The organism is Cellulomonas dongxiuzhuiae (assembly GCF_018623035.1).
Taxonomy (GTDB): Bacteria; Actinomycetota; Actinomycetes; order Actinomycetales; family Cellulomonadaceae; genus Cellulomonas; species Cellulomonas dongxiuzhuiae.
Genome location: NZ_CP076023.1, coordinates 3,487,579 through 3,503,038 on the forward strand (window position 1 = coordinate 3,487,579; position 15,460 = coordinate 3,503,038).

General features: G+C 76.4%; 15 protein-coding genes, 1 tRNA gene and 1 other RNA gene. 7 read left to right on the forward strand and 10 right to left on the reverse strand.

Translation table 11 applies throughout. The annotated features are described in order from the left end of the window. Positions 1–12: 12 nt before the first annotated feature. The 3 genes from KKR89_RS15750 to KKR89_RS15760 form a co-directional block, all read right to left on the reverse strand. Complete coding sequence (locus tag KKR89_RS15750; protein ID WP_208196274.1) at positions 13–2,790, reverse strand: DNA polymerase III subunit gamma and tau; 2,778 nt, start codon at positions 2,788–2,790, stop codon at positions 13–15. Between the two features lie 282 nt (positions 2,791–3,072). Then, positions 3,073–3,169: signal recognition particle sRNA small type (gene ffs, locus KKR89_RS15755), an RNA gene on the reverse strand. A gap of 70 nt (positions 3,170–3,239) precedes the next feature. Then, positions 3,240–4,208: a hypothetical protein gene (locus KKR89_RS15760; RefSeq protein ID WP_208196275.1), complete on the reverse strand. Its 969-nt coding sequence runs from the start codon at positions 4,206–4,208 to the stop codon at positions 3,240–3,242. Between the two features lie 142 nt (positions 4,209–4,350). On the opposite strand from KKR89_RS15760, the gene KKR89_RS15765 reads away from it, so the two are divergent. Beyond that, entirely contained in the window at positions 4,351–5,628 is a 1,278-nt protein-coding gene (locus KKR89_RS15765) for an amidohydrolase (RefSeq protein ID WP_208196276.1), read from the forward strand. A gap of 132 nt (positions 5,629–5,760) precedes the next feature. On the opposite strand, the gene KKR89_RS15770 is transcribed toward KKR89_RS15765, so the two are convergent. Continuing rightward, positions 5,761–6,507: an AAA family ATPase gene (locus KKR89_RS15770; RefSeq protein WP_208196277.1), complete on the reverse strand. Its 747-nt coding sequence runs from the start codon at positions 6,505–6,507 to the stop codon at positions 5,761–5,763. Here KKR89_RS15770 and KKR89_RS15775 point away from each other — a divergent pair. Further along, positions 6,494–6,940 carry a hypothetical protein gene (locus KKR89_RS15775; RefSeq protein ID WP_214765507.1) on the forward strand — a complete coding sequence of 149 codons (447 nt, stop codon included), beginning with the start codon at positions 6,494–6,496 and terminating at the stop codon, positions 6,938–6,940. The genes KKR89_RS15770 and KKR89_RS15775 overlap by 14 nt on opposite strands. 73 nt (positions 6,941–7,013) lie before the next feature. On the opposite strand, the gene KKR89_RS15780 is transcribed toward KKR89_RS15775, so the two are convergent. Together KKR89_RS15780 and KKR89_RS15785 are read right to left on the reverse strand one after the other, a co-directional pair. After that, positions 7,014–7,098 (reverse strand) — tRNA-Ser (locus KKR89_RS15780). A 101-nt stretch (positions 7,099–7,199) separates the two neighbouring features. Continuing rightward, on the reverse strand, positions 7,200–7,889 hold the full coding sequence (locus KKR89_RS15785; protein WP_208196279.1) for an LmeA family phospholipid-binding protein: 690 nt from the start codon (positions 7,887–7,889) through the stop codon (positions 7,200–7,202). A gap of 146 nt (positions 7,890–8,035) precedes the next feature. Here KKR89_RS15785 and KKR89_RS15790 point away from each other — a divergent pair, with 146 nt between their 5' ends. Continuing rightward, positions 8,036–8,323: a DUF4287 domain-containing protein gene (locus KKR89_RS15790; RefSeq protein WP_208196280.1), complete on the forward strand. Its 288-nt coding sequence runs from the start codon at positions 8,036–8,038 to the stop codon at positions 8,321–8,323. 40 nt (positions 8,324–8,363) lie between these two features. Here KKR89_RS15790 and KKR89_RS15795 read toward each other — a convergent pair whose 3' ends face one another. Continuing rightward, a complete protein-coding gene (locus KKR89_RS15795; protein WP_208196281.1) occupies positions 8,364–9,008 on the reverse strand; it encodes a TetR/AcrR family transcriptional regulator in 645 nt (214 codons plus the stop codon). A gap of 93 nt (positions 9,009–9,101) precedes the next feature. Between KKR89_RS15795 and KKR89_RS15800 the strand changes: the two genes are divergently transcribed. After that, a complete protein-coding gene (locus KKR89_RS15800) occupies positions 9,102–10,412 on the forward strand; it encodes a glycosyltransferase (protein WP_208196282.1) in 1,311 nt (436 codons plus the stop codon). Between the two features lie 62 nt (positions 10,413–10,474). Beyond that, the gene (locus KKR89_RS15805; RefSeq protein WP_208196283.1) at positions 10,475–10,996 is read left to right on the forward strand and encodes a mycothiol transferase; all 522 of its coding nucleotides are present in this window, start codon (positions 10,475–10,477) and stop codon (positions 10,994–10,996) included. Positions 10,997–11,042: 46 nt separating this feature from the next. Here the strand turns inward: KKR89_RS15805 and KKR89_RS15810 are convergent, their stop codons facing one another. Then, positions 11,043–12,092, reverse strand: a complete 1,050-nt coding sequence (locus KKR89_RS15810) for a CPBP family intramembrane glutamic endopeptidase (protein WP_251140921.1) — start codon at positions 12,090–12,092, stop codon at positions 11,043–11,045. A 142-nt stretch (positions 12,093–12,234) separates the two neighbouring features. Here KKR89_RS15810 and KKR89_RS15815 point away from each other — a divergent pair, with 142 nt between their 5' ends. Then, entirely contained in the window at positions 12,235–12,531 is a 297-nt protein-coding gene (locus KKR89_RS15815) for a DUF1905 domain-containing protein (RefSeq protein ID WP_208196284.1), read from the forward strand. A gap of 7 nt (positions 12,532–12,538) precedes the next feature. On the opposite strand, the gene KKR89_RS15820 is transcribed toward KKR89_RS15815, so the two are convergent. Continuing rightward, on the reverse strand, positions 12,539–12,763 hold the full coding sequence (locus KKR89_RS15820) for a PLDc N-terminal domain-containing protein (RefSeq protein WP_208196285.1): 225 nt from the start codon (positions 12,761–12,763) through the stop codon (positions 12,539–12,541). A gap of 145 nt (positions 12,764–12,908) precedes the next feature. Here KKR89_RS15820 and KKR89_RS15825 point away from each other — a divergent pair, with 145 nt between their 5' ends. Further along, on the forward strand, positions 12,909–13,394 hold the full coding sequence (locus tag KKR89_RS15825) for a hypothetical protein (protein WP_208196286.1): 486 nt from the start codon (positions 12,909–12,911) through the stop codon (positions 13,392–13,394). Positions 13,395–13,449: 55 nt separating this feature from the next. Here KKR89_RS15825 and KKR89_RS15830 read toward each other — a convergent pair whose 3' ends face one another. After that, a complete protein-coding gene (locus KKR89_RS15830; RefSeq protein WP_208196287.1) occupies positions 13,450–15,330 on the reverse strand; it encodes a M48 family metallopeptidase in 1,881 nt (626 codons plus the stop codon). Between the last annotated feature and the right edge of the window lie 130 nt (positions 15,331–15,460).

Here is a 15,460-nt window from a genome sequence, read left to right on the forward strand (position 1 = left end):
GCCGCGCGGCGGTCAGACGTCGATCTGCTCGTCGATGACGCGCCCACCGAGCACCTGCGCCACCAGCGGGACACCCAGGAGACCGGACTGCCCGATCGTCGGGTCGTCGGGCGACGGCTCGTCGGGCTCGGCGGCGCGGCCGCGCGACTCGGCGGCCGCCGCGCGGGCGGCTGCGACACCGCGCTCGCGGGCCGTGCCGCCGGGACGGGCCGTGGCGGCAGGACGCGCGGCGGTCCCGGCCGCGGGAGCGGCCGAGCCTCGCGGGCCCTGACCGGCACCCGGACCCGACGGCCCGGAGCCCGGCCGGCGTGCGGACGGCGGTCCGTCGCGCCACGGGTCGTCCGGCTCGTCGCCGGGCGGGATGTCGTCGTCGGGGTGGACGACGACCGCCGGCGCGCCGTGACCGGAGCCGGCTGCGGTCTCCCGCTGCGCGGCACCGGACGCACCCGACGTCGTCGGGCCGTCGCCCGGCTCGGGCTCCCACGGCGGGACGGGCCGCGGCGCGGCCTCGCCGCCGGGTGCCGCGGCGGACGCCCCGCGGTCACCGCCTCGTCCTGCGGTCCCCTGCTCGGCGCTCCCGTGCCCGGTCGTCGCGTGCCCGGTCGTCGCGTGCCCGTCGGCGGTGGGTCCCCCGGCCGGACGTCCGCCGTCCGGGGTCGTGCCGTCGCCGCGGCGTCCGGGACCACGGTCACCGGCAGCGGGCCTCGGCTCGTCGCGCGGCGCGGCGGGCGCCGGCTCGTCCCAGGAGGCCGCGGCGCGCTCGCGCGACATGGTCCCGGGGGCGTGCGACGTCTGCGGCGCGTCGGACGCCGGTGCCGACGCGTGCCCGACCGCGCCGCCGGGCTCGTCGAGCACGGCCTCGACGCGTGCCGTCACCCCGAGCGTCTCGGACAGCGCGCGTGCGACGACGTCGGCGTGGTTGCTGTTGCGGAAGGTCGTCACGAGGCCCGGCTGCGCGAAGCCCAGGCGCAGGGTCGTGGCGTCGAGCTCGAGGACCTGCGCGTGCTGGTTGACGAGCGCCCACGAGGGCAGCCGCAGCCGCCGCAGCGTGGTGAGCACGTCGGGCCAGCGACGCCGCAGCATCTCGGTGTCCGCGGCCGCGGCGACCGCGCCCGGCGCCGGCGCGGCGGGCGGAGCGACCGGCGGCGCGGCGGGCGGAGCGACCGGCGGCGCGGCGGGCGGAGCGACCGGCGGCGCGACGGGTGGGGCGGCGGACGCCGCGGGACGCTGCGAGGCAGCCGGTGCCGCGGGCTGCGAGGCGGCCGGTGCGGTCGGCGCGGCAGGGGGCGACGCGGCCGGTGCGGGCGCTGCAGGCTGCGACACCGTCGCCGCGACGGCCGGTGCCGGGGAGTCGACCCGCGGCGCGTCCCCCCGCGACCCGGTGTCGCGCCCGGCGCCGGCGTCGGGCGCCGGACGTCCCTGCGCACCGGTCGCGGCCGGTGCCGTCGACGACGCGCGGACCTCCGCGGTGCTGGGCGTGCCGGTCGTCCCCGGCGCGACCCGTGCGTCCGCGGGCTCGGATGCACGTGCGGACCGCGCGGGGGCTGCGACCGGTGCCGCGTGGTCGCGCGCCGCCGGCGCCGCCGGCGCCGCCGGTGCGGCCGGTGCGGCCGGTGCGGCGCCGCCGCCCGCGGCGAACCCGCGCTCGAGGCGGTCGATCCGGGCGCCGAGCCCGGTGCGGGAGTCGTCGACGCTCGGCAGCAGCAGGCGCGCCATGAGCAGCTCGAGGTGCAGCCGGGGCGACGTCGCGCCGACCATCTCGGTGAGGGCGGCGTTGGCGAGGTCGGCCGACCGGGACAGCTCCGACGCGCCGAGGTGCGTGGACTGCCGCCGCATCCGGTCGAGCTGGTCCGTCGGCACGTCGCGCAGGACCGCGTCCGCCGCGTCGCCCGACGCCGACAGGACGATGAGGTCGCGCAGCCGCTCGAGCAGGTCCTCGACGAAGCGCCGCGGCTCGTGGCCCGTCGCGACGACCCTCTCGACCACGCGGAAGGCCGACGCGCCGTCGCGCGCCGCGATCGCGTCGACGAGGTCGTCGAGCAGCGAGCTGTGGGTGTAGCCGAGCAGCGCGACCGCACCCTCGTAGACCAGCCCTTCGTCGCCGGAGCCGGCGATGAGCTGGTCGAGGACCGACAGCGTGTCGCGGACGGACCCGCCCCCCGAGCGCACGACGAGCGGCAGCACACCGGGGCCGACGGGCACGCCCTCGGTGGCGCACAGCTGCTCCAGGTAGGGCACGAGCACGTCGGGCGGGACGAGCCGGAACGGGTAGTGGTGGGTGCGCGAGCGGATGGTCCCGATGACCTTGTCGGGCTCCGTGGTCGCGAAGATGAACTTCACGTGCGGCGGCGGCTCCTCGACGATCTTGAGCAGCGCGTTGAAGCCCTGCGGCGAGACCATGTGCGCCTCGTCGAGGATGAAGACCTTGTACCGGTCGCGCGCGGGGGCGAACGTCGCGCGCTCGCGCAGCTCACGCGCGTCGTCCACACCGCCGTGGCTGGCCGCGTCGATCTCCACGACGTCGAGCGACCCGCTGCCGCCGCGCGCGAGCTCGACGCACGACGGGCACACGCCGCACGGGGTGTCGGTCGGCCCCTCGGCGCAGTTGAGGCAGCGCGCGAGGATGCGCGCGCTCGTCGTCTTGCCGCAGCCGCGCGGACCGGAGAACAGGTAGGCGTGGTTGGCCTGCCCGGAGCGCAGCGCCTGCCGCAGGGGCGCGGTCACGTGGTCCTGCCCGATCACCTCGGCGAAGGACTCGGGCCGGTAGCGGCGGTACAGCGCGGTCGTCACACCCCGAGCCTACGGTCCCCCACCCACACGCCGACACCGCCGTCCCCAGCCCCGACGCCCCCGGCCCGGCCCCACGACGTGGCCGTGTCCGTCCGCCCGGACGACGGCGTCCGCCAGGACCCCGGTGCAGCTGCGGACGCGTCGCCTCCGTGGCCGCCACGACGAGCAGCACCCCCAGGGTCAGGCTGCCGACGAGCAGCAGCAGCCGCTGCAAGGCCGCGAGCGCGCGGGGCGGGGCGCGCAGGAGCGGGAGCGAGGGCACGAGCCGACGACCTCCGGGCATGCAAGGACCCCCCGCACACCCGCCAGAGCTCGCCTGCCCTTGCTGCCTTCCGGCCCTGGGGGAGTTCAGCGAGATGACGCCGTACGAGGGGTCTGGGCACCACCTTAACCCAGGTGGGGGCGACGTCGCGTCCGTCGGTCGCGACGTCGCCCTCCCGGGCGGGACCTCACGGATCGAGCGGGGGGAGCCGCTGCGTGGGGGGACCGTCGTCGCCGGTCTGACGCGCGATCCGCTCGGTCGCCGAGGGGTCGCCGGCCGACGTCGTGCGCCGCGGCGTCGTGCCGCCGGACGTCACGCTGCGACGCTCCGGCGGACGCACCGGCTCGGGCTCGACGTCGGGCGGCGAGGCGGGGCGCGCCGGCATCGCGGGCGTTCGACGGCCGACGGGTGCGGGTGCGGGGGCGGGCTCGACGATCTCGACCACCTCGACGACCTCGACGTCGACGATGTCCTCGGCGACGTCACGGCGCGGGCCGGGGCCACCGTCGGGCTCGCGCTCCGCGCCACCCCACTCGGGCCAGTCCGCGAGCACCTCGTCGTCGTCGGGAGCGGGCGTCGGCGTGGGGACCTCGCTGACGGTGGGCGACGCACCGGACGGCGTCGCAGGGCCGGCGTCGACGCCCTCGGACCCACCGCGACGCTCGGCGGGCGCCGGCAGGACGCGCGACGCGGCCCACAGCCCGAGCCCCAGCACGACGGTGTAGGTGCCGCCGAGCACGAGCAGCACCGAGATCGCGACGCGCTCGGACGAGTCGAGCGACAGCGCCAGCACGACGGCCAGGACGACGACGACCACGCCCCAGACCCACGCGAGCAGCCCGAGCCGGTGCACGACGCCCCGGTGCCCGCCACGCGCGGCGACGGCCGCGCCGTACCCGCCGAGGAACGTCGTCACGAGCGCCACGGCGGTGACGACCAGCCACGTCGCGACGCCCTGCACGGCCAGGACGACGAGGCCGACCAGGGCCATCGCGACCGCGGGGAGCGTGAGGACACCGAGCACGGCGCCGACGACGGGCGCGCGCCACCGGTCGAGCTCCCCCGGGTCGGTCCGCGGCGCGGACGTCGCATCGGGGGCGGGACGGGAGCCGTGGGGCGGCCGGTCCTCGGGGGGCTGCGAGGGGTCCTGGGTCATGAGCCCACGCTAACGAAGGTCCGGCGATCCGGACATTCGTCCGGCTGCCCCGGCGCGGACCTGCACGCTCCCCTCACACGCGCGCCGCGCGCGGGGCCCGCCCGGCGGGCGTCGGTCGGGCGTCGCGCGCGATGATGGCCCCATGCCCGACGCACGCACCCCCGCCCCTCTGTCGCCCATCCGCACCGCCCGGGGGTCCGTCGCGATCGTCGGCGGGTACGTCGTCCCGGTGGCGTCGGCGCCGCTGGACGGGGCGACGGTGCTGGTCGAGGACGGTGTCGTGACGGCCGTCGGCACGGACGTCGTCGTGCCGGACGGCGTGCGGGTCCTCGACGCGACGGGGCGCTGGGTGCTGCCCGGGTTCGTCGAGGCGCACGCGCACATGGGCGTCATGGAGGAGGCCGAGGGCTGGGCCGGTGACGACACCAACGAGAAGACCGGACCCAACGGTGCGGCGCTGCGCGCGATCGACGGCATCAACGTCGAGGACGAGGGGTTCCGCGACGCCCTCGTCGGCGGCGTGACGTCGGCCGTGGTCAAGCCGGGGTCGGCCAACCCGATCGGCGGGCGGACCGTGGCGATCAAGACGTGGGGCGGGCGGACGGTCGACGAGCAGGTCATCCGGCACGACGTGTCCGTGAAGTCGGCGCTGGGCGAGAACCCCAAGCGCGTGTACGGCGACCAGAAGAAGCTGCCGTCGACGCGCCTGGGCGTGGCCGCCGTCATCCGTGCGGCGTTCGTCGAGGCGCAGGGCTACGCGGCGCGCCGGGACGCCGCCGCCGCCAAGGGCGAGCCGTTCGAGCGGGACCTCGCCAAGGAGACGCTCGCCGCCGTACTGGCGGGCGACCTCGCGTGGGACCAGCACACGCACCGCGCCGACGACATCGCGACCGCGCTGCGCCTCGCCGAGGAGTTCGGGTACCGGCTCGTCGTCAACCACGGCACGGACGGCGCCGCGGTCGCGGACGTGCTCGCCGAGCGCGACGTGCCCGTCATCTTCGGCCCGCTGTTCACATCACGGACGAAGGTCGAGCTGCGCGACCGCGCGATCGCGAACCTCGGGGTCCTGGCGCGCGCGGGGGTGCGGGTCGCGATCACGACGGACCACCCGGTGGTGCCGATCAACTTCCTCGTCCACCAGGCGTCGCTCGCCGTCAAGGAGGGCCTGGACCGCGACACCGCGCTGCGGGCGCTGACGGTGAACCCGGCCGCGTTCATGGGCCTCGACGAGCGGGTCGGTGCCCTGACGCCCGGTCTCGACGGCGACGTCGTGGTCTGGTCCGGCGACCCGCTCGACGTCACCGCCCGGGCCGAGCACGTCTTCGTCACCGGCACCGAGGTGTACACGTGGGACCCGACCGCCCGCGGCGGCCTGGGCGAGGGCCGCGTCCGCGAGCGCGCGGATCGCTTCACGCTCTGACGGGTCCGCCACCTCCCGCCGCGGGACGACCCGTCGTCGAGACCGGGCTGAGTCGTCGAAAGAGGGCCGGACGACGACCCACGCCGGTCTCGATGCACCCGCGTCCCGCGACGTGGACGCCGGACAGGTGAGTCAGTCCGTCAGGACGTGGCGCAGGTAGCGCTCCGGGGCGTCGAGGAAGCCGCGCCAGCCGACGACGAGGTCCAGGTCCTCCCACGCGCACTCGCGCAGGCCCCACTCCCCGACCTCGTAGACCGTCGCGCCGGGCAGCGCCGCGAGCAGGGGCGAGTGCGTCGAGAGGATCACCTGCGAGTCGTGCTGGACGAGGTCGTGCAGGTGGCGCAGCAGCGCGAGGCTGCCGGTGAACGACAGCGCGGACTCGGGCTCGTCGAGCACGTACAGGCCGGGGCGCATCATCCGCGAGCCGATGAGCTCGAGGAACGACTCCCCGTGGGACATCTCGTGGAACACCGGGTCGTTGCCGGGGTGCTCGTCGAGGTACGTGTAGAAGCCGTGCATCGTCTCGGCCCGCAGGAAGAACCCGCGTCGCGGGGCACCGGCGCCCCGCACCAGCTGGACGTCGTGCGCGAACCCCGACTCGGTGGGCCGCGTGCGGTGCATCGACCCGGTCGACCCGCCCTCGGCCGCCATGCCGAACGCGGTGGCGATGCCCTCGACCAGCGTCGACTTGCCGGCCCCGTTGTCCCCCACCAGCACGGTCACCGGGCCCAGGTCCCAGCCCTGCTCGAGCACCTGACGCACTGCGGGGACGGTCAGGTGCCAGTCCCCGCCGCGCTCCGTGTCGAGCCCCGACACCCCCGTCCGCGCCTGCACCCGGCGCACGGGCAGCGTGCTCCACGGACCTGTGCGCGCCACCATGCGCCCACCCCACCACGGACCGCCGACAGGCGTCGACACGCGCGTCGCAGGCGACGAGGAGTACGCGATGGCTGATGTTCTCGTAGCAGTTCTCGAAGGGCCCGTGTTCGACGTCGCCGAGCTGGAGCGCGGAGCACGCCACGAGTGGGGCACTGTGGCGTTCACGGCGTCGACAGGCGAGCGGCGACAGTCCTCCACCGGCCAGCTGGAGCTCCACCACGACGGCCGGAGCGTCCGCATCGTCGCGCTCGTCGGGGGCGAGGGGTTGGGGATCGAGGGAGACGACGACCTCGTCGCCGAGGTCCTCGCGTGGCTCGCACGATGCCGCCCGGTTCTGGACGGTGCCCTCGCAGTGGTCACCGACTGGGCTGCCGAACCGCTGGAGCTCACCCCCGGCACGGCGGTCGACGAGCTACGAGCCCGACGCCTCTGAACAGCACCCGTTAACGCACCAGGCCGGACCCCTGAGGGTCCGGCCTGGGCCGACGTCCGGCGACGTCGCACGGCGGAGGATGGGGGATTCGAACCCCCGAGGGTGTTACCCCAACACGCTTTCCAAGCGTGCGCCATAGGCCACTAGGCGAATCCTCCTGGTGCCGCGCGCCCGTGAGCGGGCGTACTGCGGGTAGGAGTCTAGCCGAGGAAGGCGCGCCCCTCGTACGTCGGTGGCGGTCCCGTGGGGGCGAGGGCCGTCACGGCTCGATGCGCACGTCGGTCCCCCGCAGCGCCGCGCGGAACCCGTCACCCTGCACGGTGACGTCCCGCAGGACGAGCCCGTCCGGCATGCCCTCGATCTCCTGCTCGATCGTCACGAGCTCGCGCGCGAGCGCCCCGAACAGGTCGGCGAGGAAGCCCGGCCCGCCGATGTCGATGGTGCGGGGCTCGATGACGAGACGGCCCGCGCGCACCGTGACCGTCCCGGTCGCCTCGACGTCGAGCACGCGGCCGAGGCCCTCGAACGTGCGGTGCACCGCCGCCTCGTCGGGGCTGCCCGGGACGGGTCCGACGCGCACGTCGGGGCCGATCTGCGCGGCGACGAGCGCGAACGGCACGGTGGCGTCGACCGTGAGCGCGCCCGCGACCAGGCCGGACGCCCCCGTCCGCACGTCCTCGCCCGTCACCTCGACGTCGTGCAGCGTGCCGTCGGGCGTCGCCAGGGTGTCCGCGTCGAGCGTGAGCCCGCCCAGCCACAGGTCGCCCGCGGCAAGGTCGTCGGGCGGCGCTCCGCCCGCGGGGTCGGCCTGCGTCGTCGGCCCCGCTGCAGGCTCCTTCGACGACGCAGGCCGGGTCAGCGCGAACGCCGCGACGACGACCACCGCCACCATCACCAGCACGGCGACACCCGCGCCGACCAACCCGTCCACCAGCCGCCGTCGTTCCATGGGCGAAGTCTCGCCCGGCACGGCCGGGCGCACCCGGCGAACGGGCCACCCGTCCCCCGCCGGTCACGGATCGGCGGCGGGCCGACGAGTCCGGCCGTCGCGGGCGGTCTACCGTCGCACCCACCTCCGACCCAGGGAGCACCCCCATGTCCTTCCAGGCCTATCTCGACGCCGTCGAGGAGAAGACCGGACTCACACCGCGCCAGCTGCTCGAGCAGGCCCGCGAGCGCGGTTTCGACGCGTCCACCAAGGCCGGCCCCATCCTCGCGTGGCTCGCCGACGAGTACGGGCTGGGCCGCGGCCACGGCATGGCCGTGGTGCACGTCCTCACCAAGGGCCCCGCGATCTCGGGCAAGCACGTCGGCACGACGGGGTCGCACCGCGACGCCTCGGACACGCTGTGGCTCGACGGGCGGGCGACGCGCCCGGCGTGAGCCACCGCGCGTGACCGCCGGTGGCGCGACGGGCACGACCTCAGGCCAGCGCCCCGCCCATCACCGCGAGCGTCGACGTCACGGTCCAGGTCGTCCAGCGCTCCTGGGTCCACCCGCGGTCCTCGACCAGGCGTCGCCACGACTCGTGGGAGTACAGCAGCTCGACGACGTCGAGCACGTGCTCCATGTCGAAGGGCCGCGGCACACCGCGCGCCGTGAGGAGCGCGAGCAGGCCGCGCGTCTCGGCGCGGCGGCGGGCGGTCATCGCGACGTACTCGTCGCGCACCTCGGCGTCGGTGCCGGCGGCGACGAGGAACGCCTCCCACAGGCGCACCGACCGGGCGTACGCGTCGGCGACGAACACGGTCAGGGTCCGCAGCAGGGCCTCGGGGTCGTCGGGCAGGCTCCCCGCCTGCGCGGCCGCGCCGTCACCCAGGGAGTGCTCCCCCTCGGCACCCGCGAACACCAGCTCGAACGCCCGCACGAGCAGCTCACGCTTGGGCCCCTGCGCCTTGACGGTGCCCACCGGGACACCGGCCCGGCGCGCGATGCGGGTCAGGGTGGCGCCGTCGTAGCCGACGGCCGTGACCTCGTCGGCGACCGCGCGCAGCACCCGCTCGCGGGTGGCGGCGCCCTGGTCGGCGCGGCCGGCCGGTCGGGAGGGGCGGGAGGTGTCGGCCGTCACCGTTGCCCTCCCGTCGGGGTGGTGAAATGCTCCGCGCGTCGCCGCCCAGCCTAGGGCCCGACGGCACGAGCGCACCCGCCGGGGAGGACCGCCATGCCCACGACCGTCGTCGCGGCGTGCCCGATGCACGCGCACGTCGCGCCGCTCCTGCCGGTCGCCCGCGGCCTGGTCGGCGCGGGGCACCGCGTGCGCTTCCTCACCGGCGAGCGGTTCCGCGACGAGGTGGAGGCGACCGGCGCCGAGCTCGTCCCCCTGCCCGCCGACGCCGGGTTCGACGAGCGCACGCTCGACGTCGACGAGCCGGACCGTGCCGGGCGCACCGGGATCGGCCTGCTGCGCTGGGACCTCACGCACATGTTCATCGGGCGCTTCGAGGCGCAGGTCGCGGCGCTCGACGCCCTCGTCGACGGCTCGGTCGGCGCGCTCGTCTTCGAGCCCCTGTTCCTCGGTGCGTTCGCGGTCGCGACGCGCCCGCGCGCGTCCCGGCCGCGCACGGTCGTCGTCTCGATCTTCCCGTCGGCGGCCCCGCACCCGGGCGTCCCGCCGTTCGGGCCCGGGCTGACGCCGCTGCCCGGGCTGCGCGGTCGGCTCCGCGACGTGCTCGTGCGTGCCGCCGTCGAGCGCGTCGCGCTGCGCTCGGTGCACGTCGCCTCGCGCCGCGCCGCGCACCGGGTCGGGGTGCGCCCGCCGGCCGGCTTCGTGTTCGGGTGGACGAGCGCCGCCGACGTGACGATCCAGTGCACGGTCCCGGGCTTCGAGTACCCGCGCCCCCGCCTGGGCGACGCGTTCCGGCTCGTCGGTCCGGTCGGCGTGCCGCGACCGGGCAGCGTCGACGTCGACCCCGCGCTCCTGCCGCCCTGGTGGGGCGACCTCGACGGCCGGACGGTCGTGCACGTCACGCAGGGCACGGTCGCCAACGACGACGTGGGCCAGCTGCTGCGTCCGACGATCGACGCGCTCGCCGACGAGGACGTGCTCGTGGTGGCGGCGACCGGCGGCACGCCCGTGGACCGCCTCGGGCCGCTGCCCGGCAACGTCCGCGCCGCGACGATGGTCCCGTACGCCGCGCTGCTGCCCCGCACGGACGTCATGGTCACCAACGGCGGGTACGGCGGCGTGCACTGGGCGCTCGCGCACGGCGTCCCGCTGGTCGTCGCGGGGTCGACCGAGGACAAGGCGGAGGTCGGCGCGCGGGTCCGGTGGAGCGGCGCCGGCGTGCGGCTGCGCGGCAACCGCCCGGCGCCCGAGCAGGTGCGCGCGGCCGTCCGCACCGTCCGGGACGACCCCGCCTACCGCGCGGCCGCCCGGCGCCTCGCCGAGCAGATCGCGGCGTCGCCGGGGGTCGCCGGGGTGGTCGAGGCCGTCGAGGGCGGCCGTCCGGTGGCGTCCGGACCGCCGGCCTGACGGCGGCCACCGGCGCGGGCTCCGCCGTGCGCCCCGCCACGCACGGCCGTACGGTCGGACGCGTGACGACAGGCGCGCGGCAGGTGCTGACCGACGGGTTCGGGAGGGTCGGACCGGTGATCCGGGCCGCCCTGGAGGGCACGGACGCGGCGGCGCGCACGTGGCGCCCCACGCCGCAGGCCACCACGCTCGCGTGGCTCGCGTGGCACGTCGCCCGCGGGCAGGACGCCCAGGTCGCACCGCTCGCCGGTGTCGAGCAGCTCTGGACCGCGGAGGGGTGGGCCGACCGCTTCGGTCTCCCGTTCGACCGTGACGCCACCGGCTACGGGCAGTCGCCCGACGAGGTCGCCCTCGTCGACGCCTCGCCGGACCTGCTGCTGGGCTACCTCGACGCGACGACCGCGCAGACCGTCGCGTACCTCGAGCGTGTCGAGGACGACGACCTCGCCACGGTCGTCGACACGTCGTGGGACCCGCCGGTGACGCTCGGCGTGCGGCTCGTCAGCATCCTCGACGACTGCGTGCAGCACGCCGGGCAGGCCGCCTACCTGCGGGGCCTGCTCCCCCGCGAGCTGCTCGCCTGAGCAGCTCGCGGGACCCAGGTCGTCGTGACGCCGGCTCCGGCGGCCCTCAGGACGCCGGGACCGGCGCCGGGCGACGGGTGAGCTGCCCGGTCGCCGCCAGAACGCCGACGACCACGGCGAGCACCGCCCAGCCCACCAGGCCCAGCGGCCCCACGACCGCCATGTCCGTCGTCTCACCGGCGGCGGCGAGCAGCAGCACCAGCCCGGCCGCCGCGTTGAGCGCTCCGTGCCCGACGACGGCCGGCCACAGCGAGCCGCTGCGCAGCCGCAGCCACCCGAGCAGGACGCCCCAGGCGACGCACCCGCCGGTCATGAGCAGCACGCCGGTGACGTCGGTACGCCCGAAGTTGTAGCCCAGCAGGATCAGCGGCGAGTGCCACAGCCCCCAGACCACGCCGCTGACCAGCAGCGCGGGCCAGGTGCCGAGCGGCAGCAGCGCGGGCAGGAGCCAGCCGCGCCACCCGACCTCCTCCCCCAGCGCCGCGACGCTGTTGACCAGCGCCCCGACCGGGATCGACGCGAGCTGCAGGGCGACCAGCACACCCACCGGGGGCAGCTCGGCACCCGCGGGCAGCGTCTGCTCGACCTGCGCCGCGAAGCCGGAGAACGTCACGAGGTCCAGCCGGACCAGCCCGAGCGCGGCCGAGAGGAACGTGACCGCGGCGACGACGACGACCGGCACGACGACCGCCAGGCCCACGAACCCGAGCGTCCGGCGGACCGGGCGCAGCGGCCAGGTACCGAGCGCGCGCAGGCGGTCGCGGGCGGGGACCCGCAGGGCGAGGGTGACCACCGCGACGGCGACCGCGGGCGTCCACATCATGACGACCCCCACGAGCGACGTCAGCGGTGACGCGATCCCGTCGCCGAGCCACAGCGGCAGCGCGACGAGCCACGCCAGCGCGTACGCGACGACGACGAAGACGGCCACCGCGGCCCACGGCACACGAGGCGGCCACGGGTCGGCCTGCTCCTGCGGCTCGTGCGGACCGGCCTCACCTGCGGTCGTCCGGGCGGCGGGGACAGGCACCGAGGGTGCGGGGCCGGACGACGGGCTGCCCGGCGCGGACGGGGGCGGGGCGGGGTGGACGGTCACGTGACGTTCCTCTCGGGTGGGCGATTGTTCTATAAGTTATCAAACATCGCCTCCTGCGCCCAGCCTCCTCAGCCATCTCCGGGCACAGGCGTGACCGGACCGGCCCACCACCGTGTGGGACGCCGGCGGTAGCGTCGCCGACGTGACGGAGTTCGAGGTCGAGGCCCCGCTGTGGCAGGTCGAGAACGGGTCGTGGGTCTTCGCGTCGCTGCCGTTCCCGGTCGCGGACGAGATCGACGACCTCACCCGTGGCCGTCAGGGCGGCTTCGGGTCCGTGCGCGTGGAGGTGACGCTCGGCCCGACGACGTGGCGCACGTCCCTGTTCCCCGACAAGCGCCGGGAGACGTACGTGCTGCCGGTGAAGAAGGCCGTGCGCACGGCCGCCGGCGTCGCGGTGGGCGAGGTGGTCCACGTGCGGCTGCGGCTCGTCGACCTGTGACGCGACCTCAGGAGGTGACGCGCCCCTTCGCGAAGTACGCCAGCGGGCCGACCCAGTTGACGAGCAGCGCGAGACACCAGGCGATCTTCGGGCCGTTCACCTGCTCGGCCGGCCGCTTCACCAGGTCCCGGAACGCGGCCGCGGTGAGCGCCACCTGCGCTGCCCCGACCGTCGCGACGACCACGCGCTGGCCGCGTCGCAGCTCGCGCCACTTCTTCTGCTTCAGGTGCATGTCGGACCTCCGTGTCGTGCGGGCACGCGCCGCGGGGACGCCGCCCCCATCGTCCATCAGTCCGGCGCGCCGCGCCGGGCAGGACGTCCCGACGTGCCGCGCGTTCCGCACCGCGCGCGTCGGCGCCGGGCCGTAGCCTGACGCCATGGAGCTCACCCTGGGTCTCGACGAGGCCCTCACGCTGGCCCGCGCGGCCGACGCCATCCCGTCCGCGGTGACCGACGTCCGCGGCGGTGACCGCCTGGTGCAGGCGCAGGTGAAGGTGCACGAGCTGCCCGGCGTGCCCGGTGCCGTGCGCATGGCGACGCGGCTCGCGGGGCCGGTCGACGTGCGCGTCGAGGACCGCGGCGTCACGGGTCGCACGTGGAGCGTCGCGATCGTCGCGTCGCACCCCGTGCTGCGGATGGACCTCAGCGGGTTCGTCACCGACGCCGTGCGCGGGCAGCTCGTCAAGCTGCCCCCGGGCGTCGCCACGGTCCACACGCAGGAGGGCGCGACCGTCGTCGAGGTCGACCTCGACCGCCTGGGCCCGCTGGTCGGCGAGGCCCTGCCGGCGGCCCGCGCCCTGCCGGTGCGCGTCGACGACCTCACGCTCGGGGACCGGCTGCGCCTGACGGCCACCGTCGGCTGAACGGCCGCGCCGGGGACCCGCCCGCCCGGGCCCCCGGCGCTCGGGCTCCGGCCGTTCAGGCCCCCGGCTCGACGGCCGTGAGCGAGCGCAGGTGCCCGACGAGGATCTCCTGCGAGCCCTTCGCCAGGTACTCCCCCGACCACCGTTCCTTGAGCTCGATGCGCGACCCGTCGTGCAGCTCGACCGTCGCGTGCACGGGCGACGACCGACGCACGGTCGCCGTCCGCACGTCCTCGTAGGACACGAACCGGTGCACGTGGGCGAGCTGGTGCACCGGCGCCGACTGCACGACGCCCATGAGACGTGCCTTGCCGCCGTCCGTCTTCTTGGGGCACGGCACCAGGACGAGCCCGCGGTCCAGGACGACGACGTCGTGGTCCGTGCCGTCGACCGAGACGTTCGCGAGCCCGCCGAGCACCGACGCACCGTGGGCGGTGGCGCGCTCGTGCACCTGGCCCACCGCCTGCGCGTCGACGCCCAGGCCGGCGAGCCACGCGCCCACCTGCTCGACGCCCGCGGGGTCGGCGGCGAGGTCCGCCCAGGCCGTCAGCTCGGGCTGGTCACCCTCCCGGGACCGCAACGTGGCGGGGCCCGCCCAGTCGAGGTGCCAGCGCGCGGCACCGCCGTTGACGAGGGCCGAGGACAGCACGGGCTCGAGGGCACCGGCCAGCGGGTGGGGCAGCCGCTCGCCCGCGGGGCCGACCGTCGGGCCCCCGGGCTCGATGCCCAGCTCGCGTGCCAGGTGCTCGCCGCGGCCCTGGGCCACGAGGTCCAGCACGGTGCCGAGCGTCGCGCGCTGGACGCCGGCGAGCCGCGCGGCGGCGCGGTGGACGCTGTCCGCGCGGCGCTGCTGCTCGGCGGCGACGGCGGGCGGGATCAGCTCGGGCCAGGGCAGCCGGCGACGGTCCTCGACGGCCAGCACCTCGTCGGCCAGGTGCGCCGCGAGGACCTCGATCCGCGGGACGAGCACGGTCGCGGGCCGCAGGTCGGGCGCGTGGGGGACGTCGGGCAGCCGGTCCATCGCGACCACGCGCTCCCCGATGGGCGGGTGGCTGTCCCAGCGCCCGGCCTGCTCGGTGCGCGGCGCGTCCCGCACGGCGGCCAGCTCCTCGGCGCGGCCGGCCAGCAGGTGCGGGAACCCCCCGAAGAAGGCGTCGGACGTGGGCGCCAGGCCGACCTCCCACCCGACGTTCACGTAGCACTCCAGGTAGAAGTCCCACGCGGCGTCGAGCACCGGCACCTCGCGCAGCGCTGACTGCGCGGTCGCGCGGCCCACCGAGGCGACCGACATCGCGTCGGCGGCCAGCTCCTGCCGGCGGCTCGTGGCGGCCGACACGAGCAGGTAGAGCTTGCCGTACTGGCGCAGCAACCAGCCCGCCGGCGACCCCGCCAGCTCGGCGAGGGTCGCACCGATCGCGACGCGGCCCCGGTGCACGACCACCGACAGCCGCGTGTCGTCGTGCGAGTAGTGGCCCATCTCGTGGGCGAGCACCGAGCGCAGCTGGGCGACGCTCAAGCCCTGCAGCAGCGGCACGCCGAGCAGCATGCGTCGCGTGCCGCCGACGAGACCGAGCAGGCGCGCGTCCTCCATGACGCCGGCATTGACGTCGGGCGCGAGCCGGATCTCGTCGGGGGCGCGGGTGGCCGTCAGGACCGCCAGCTCGTCGACCATGGCCCACAGCTCGGGCGCGTCGGCACGCAGGAGGACCGGACCCTGCGGCGGTGCGGGGCGTGCTCGGGCGACCTTCCACAGCGCGACGACGACGCCCGCGATCGCGACGACCGTGACGATCCCGAGCTTGCCCGCGAGCGGGCCGCTCCCGGACCGGAAGGCGAGCACCGTCGCGGCACCGAGGGCGGCGATGACGACCAGCGCGACGACGTAGAACCCGGCGAGCGTGACGACCGCGACGACGGCGCGCGACCTGGTGCTCATGCGGTGCCTCCTGGACTCCCCTGGAGGGCGCGTGCCGCCCGGTCCGCGGGGAGCGTAGCGGCGCGAGGGCGCTCTCCGTGGGCGAACGGGGAACGAGCTGTGGACGGAGCGCGCATCCCGTCCAGGCCCT

Bases quoted from the DNA above. Each gene is read 5' to 3' on its own strand.
- KKR89_RS15760 (WP_208196275.1), bottom strand. From the start codon at position 4,208: ATGACCCAGGACCCCTCGCAGCCCCCCGAGGACCGGCCGCCCCACGGC.
- KKR89_RS15765 (WP_208196276.1), top strand. From the start codon at position 4,351: ATGCCCGACGCACGCACCCCCGCCCCTCTGTCGCCCATCCGCACCGCC.
- KKR89_RS15770 (WP_208196277.1), bottom strand. From the start codon at position 6,507: ATGGTGGCGCGCACAGGTCCGTGGAGCACGCTGCCCGTGCGCCGGGTG.
- KKR89_RS15785 (WP_208196279.1), bottom strand. From the start codon at position 7,889: ATGGAACGACGGCGGCTGGTGGACGGGTTGGTCGGCGCGGGTGTCGCC.
- KKR89_RS15790 (WP_208196280.1), top strand. From the start codon at position 8,036: ATGTCCTTCCAGGCCTATCTCGACGCCGTCGAGGAGAAGACCGGACTC.
- KKR89_RS15800 (WP_208196282.1), top strand. From the start codon at position 9,102: ATGCCCACGACCGTCGTCGCGGCGTGCCCGATGCACGCGCACGTCGCG.
- KKR89_RS15820 (WP_208196285.1), bottom strand. From the start codon at position 12,763: ATGCACCTGAAGCAGAAGAAGTGGCGCGAGCTGCGACGCGGCCAGCGC.
- KKR89_RS15825 (WP_208196286.1), top strand. From the start codon at position 12,909: ATGGAGCTCACCCTGGGTCTCGACGAGGCCCTCACGCTGGCCCGCGCG.
- KKR89_RS15830 (WP_208196287.1), bottom strand. From the start codon at position 15,330: ATGAGCACCAGGTCGCGCGCCGTCGTCGCGGTCGTCACGCTCGCCGGG.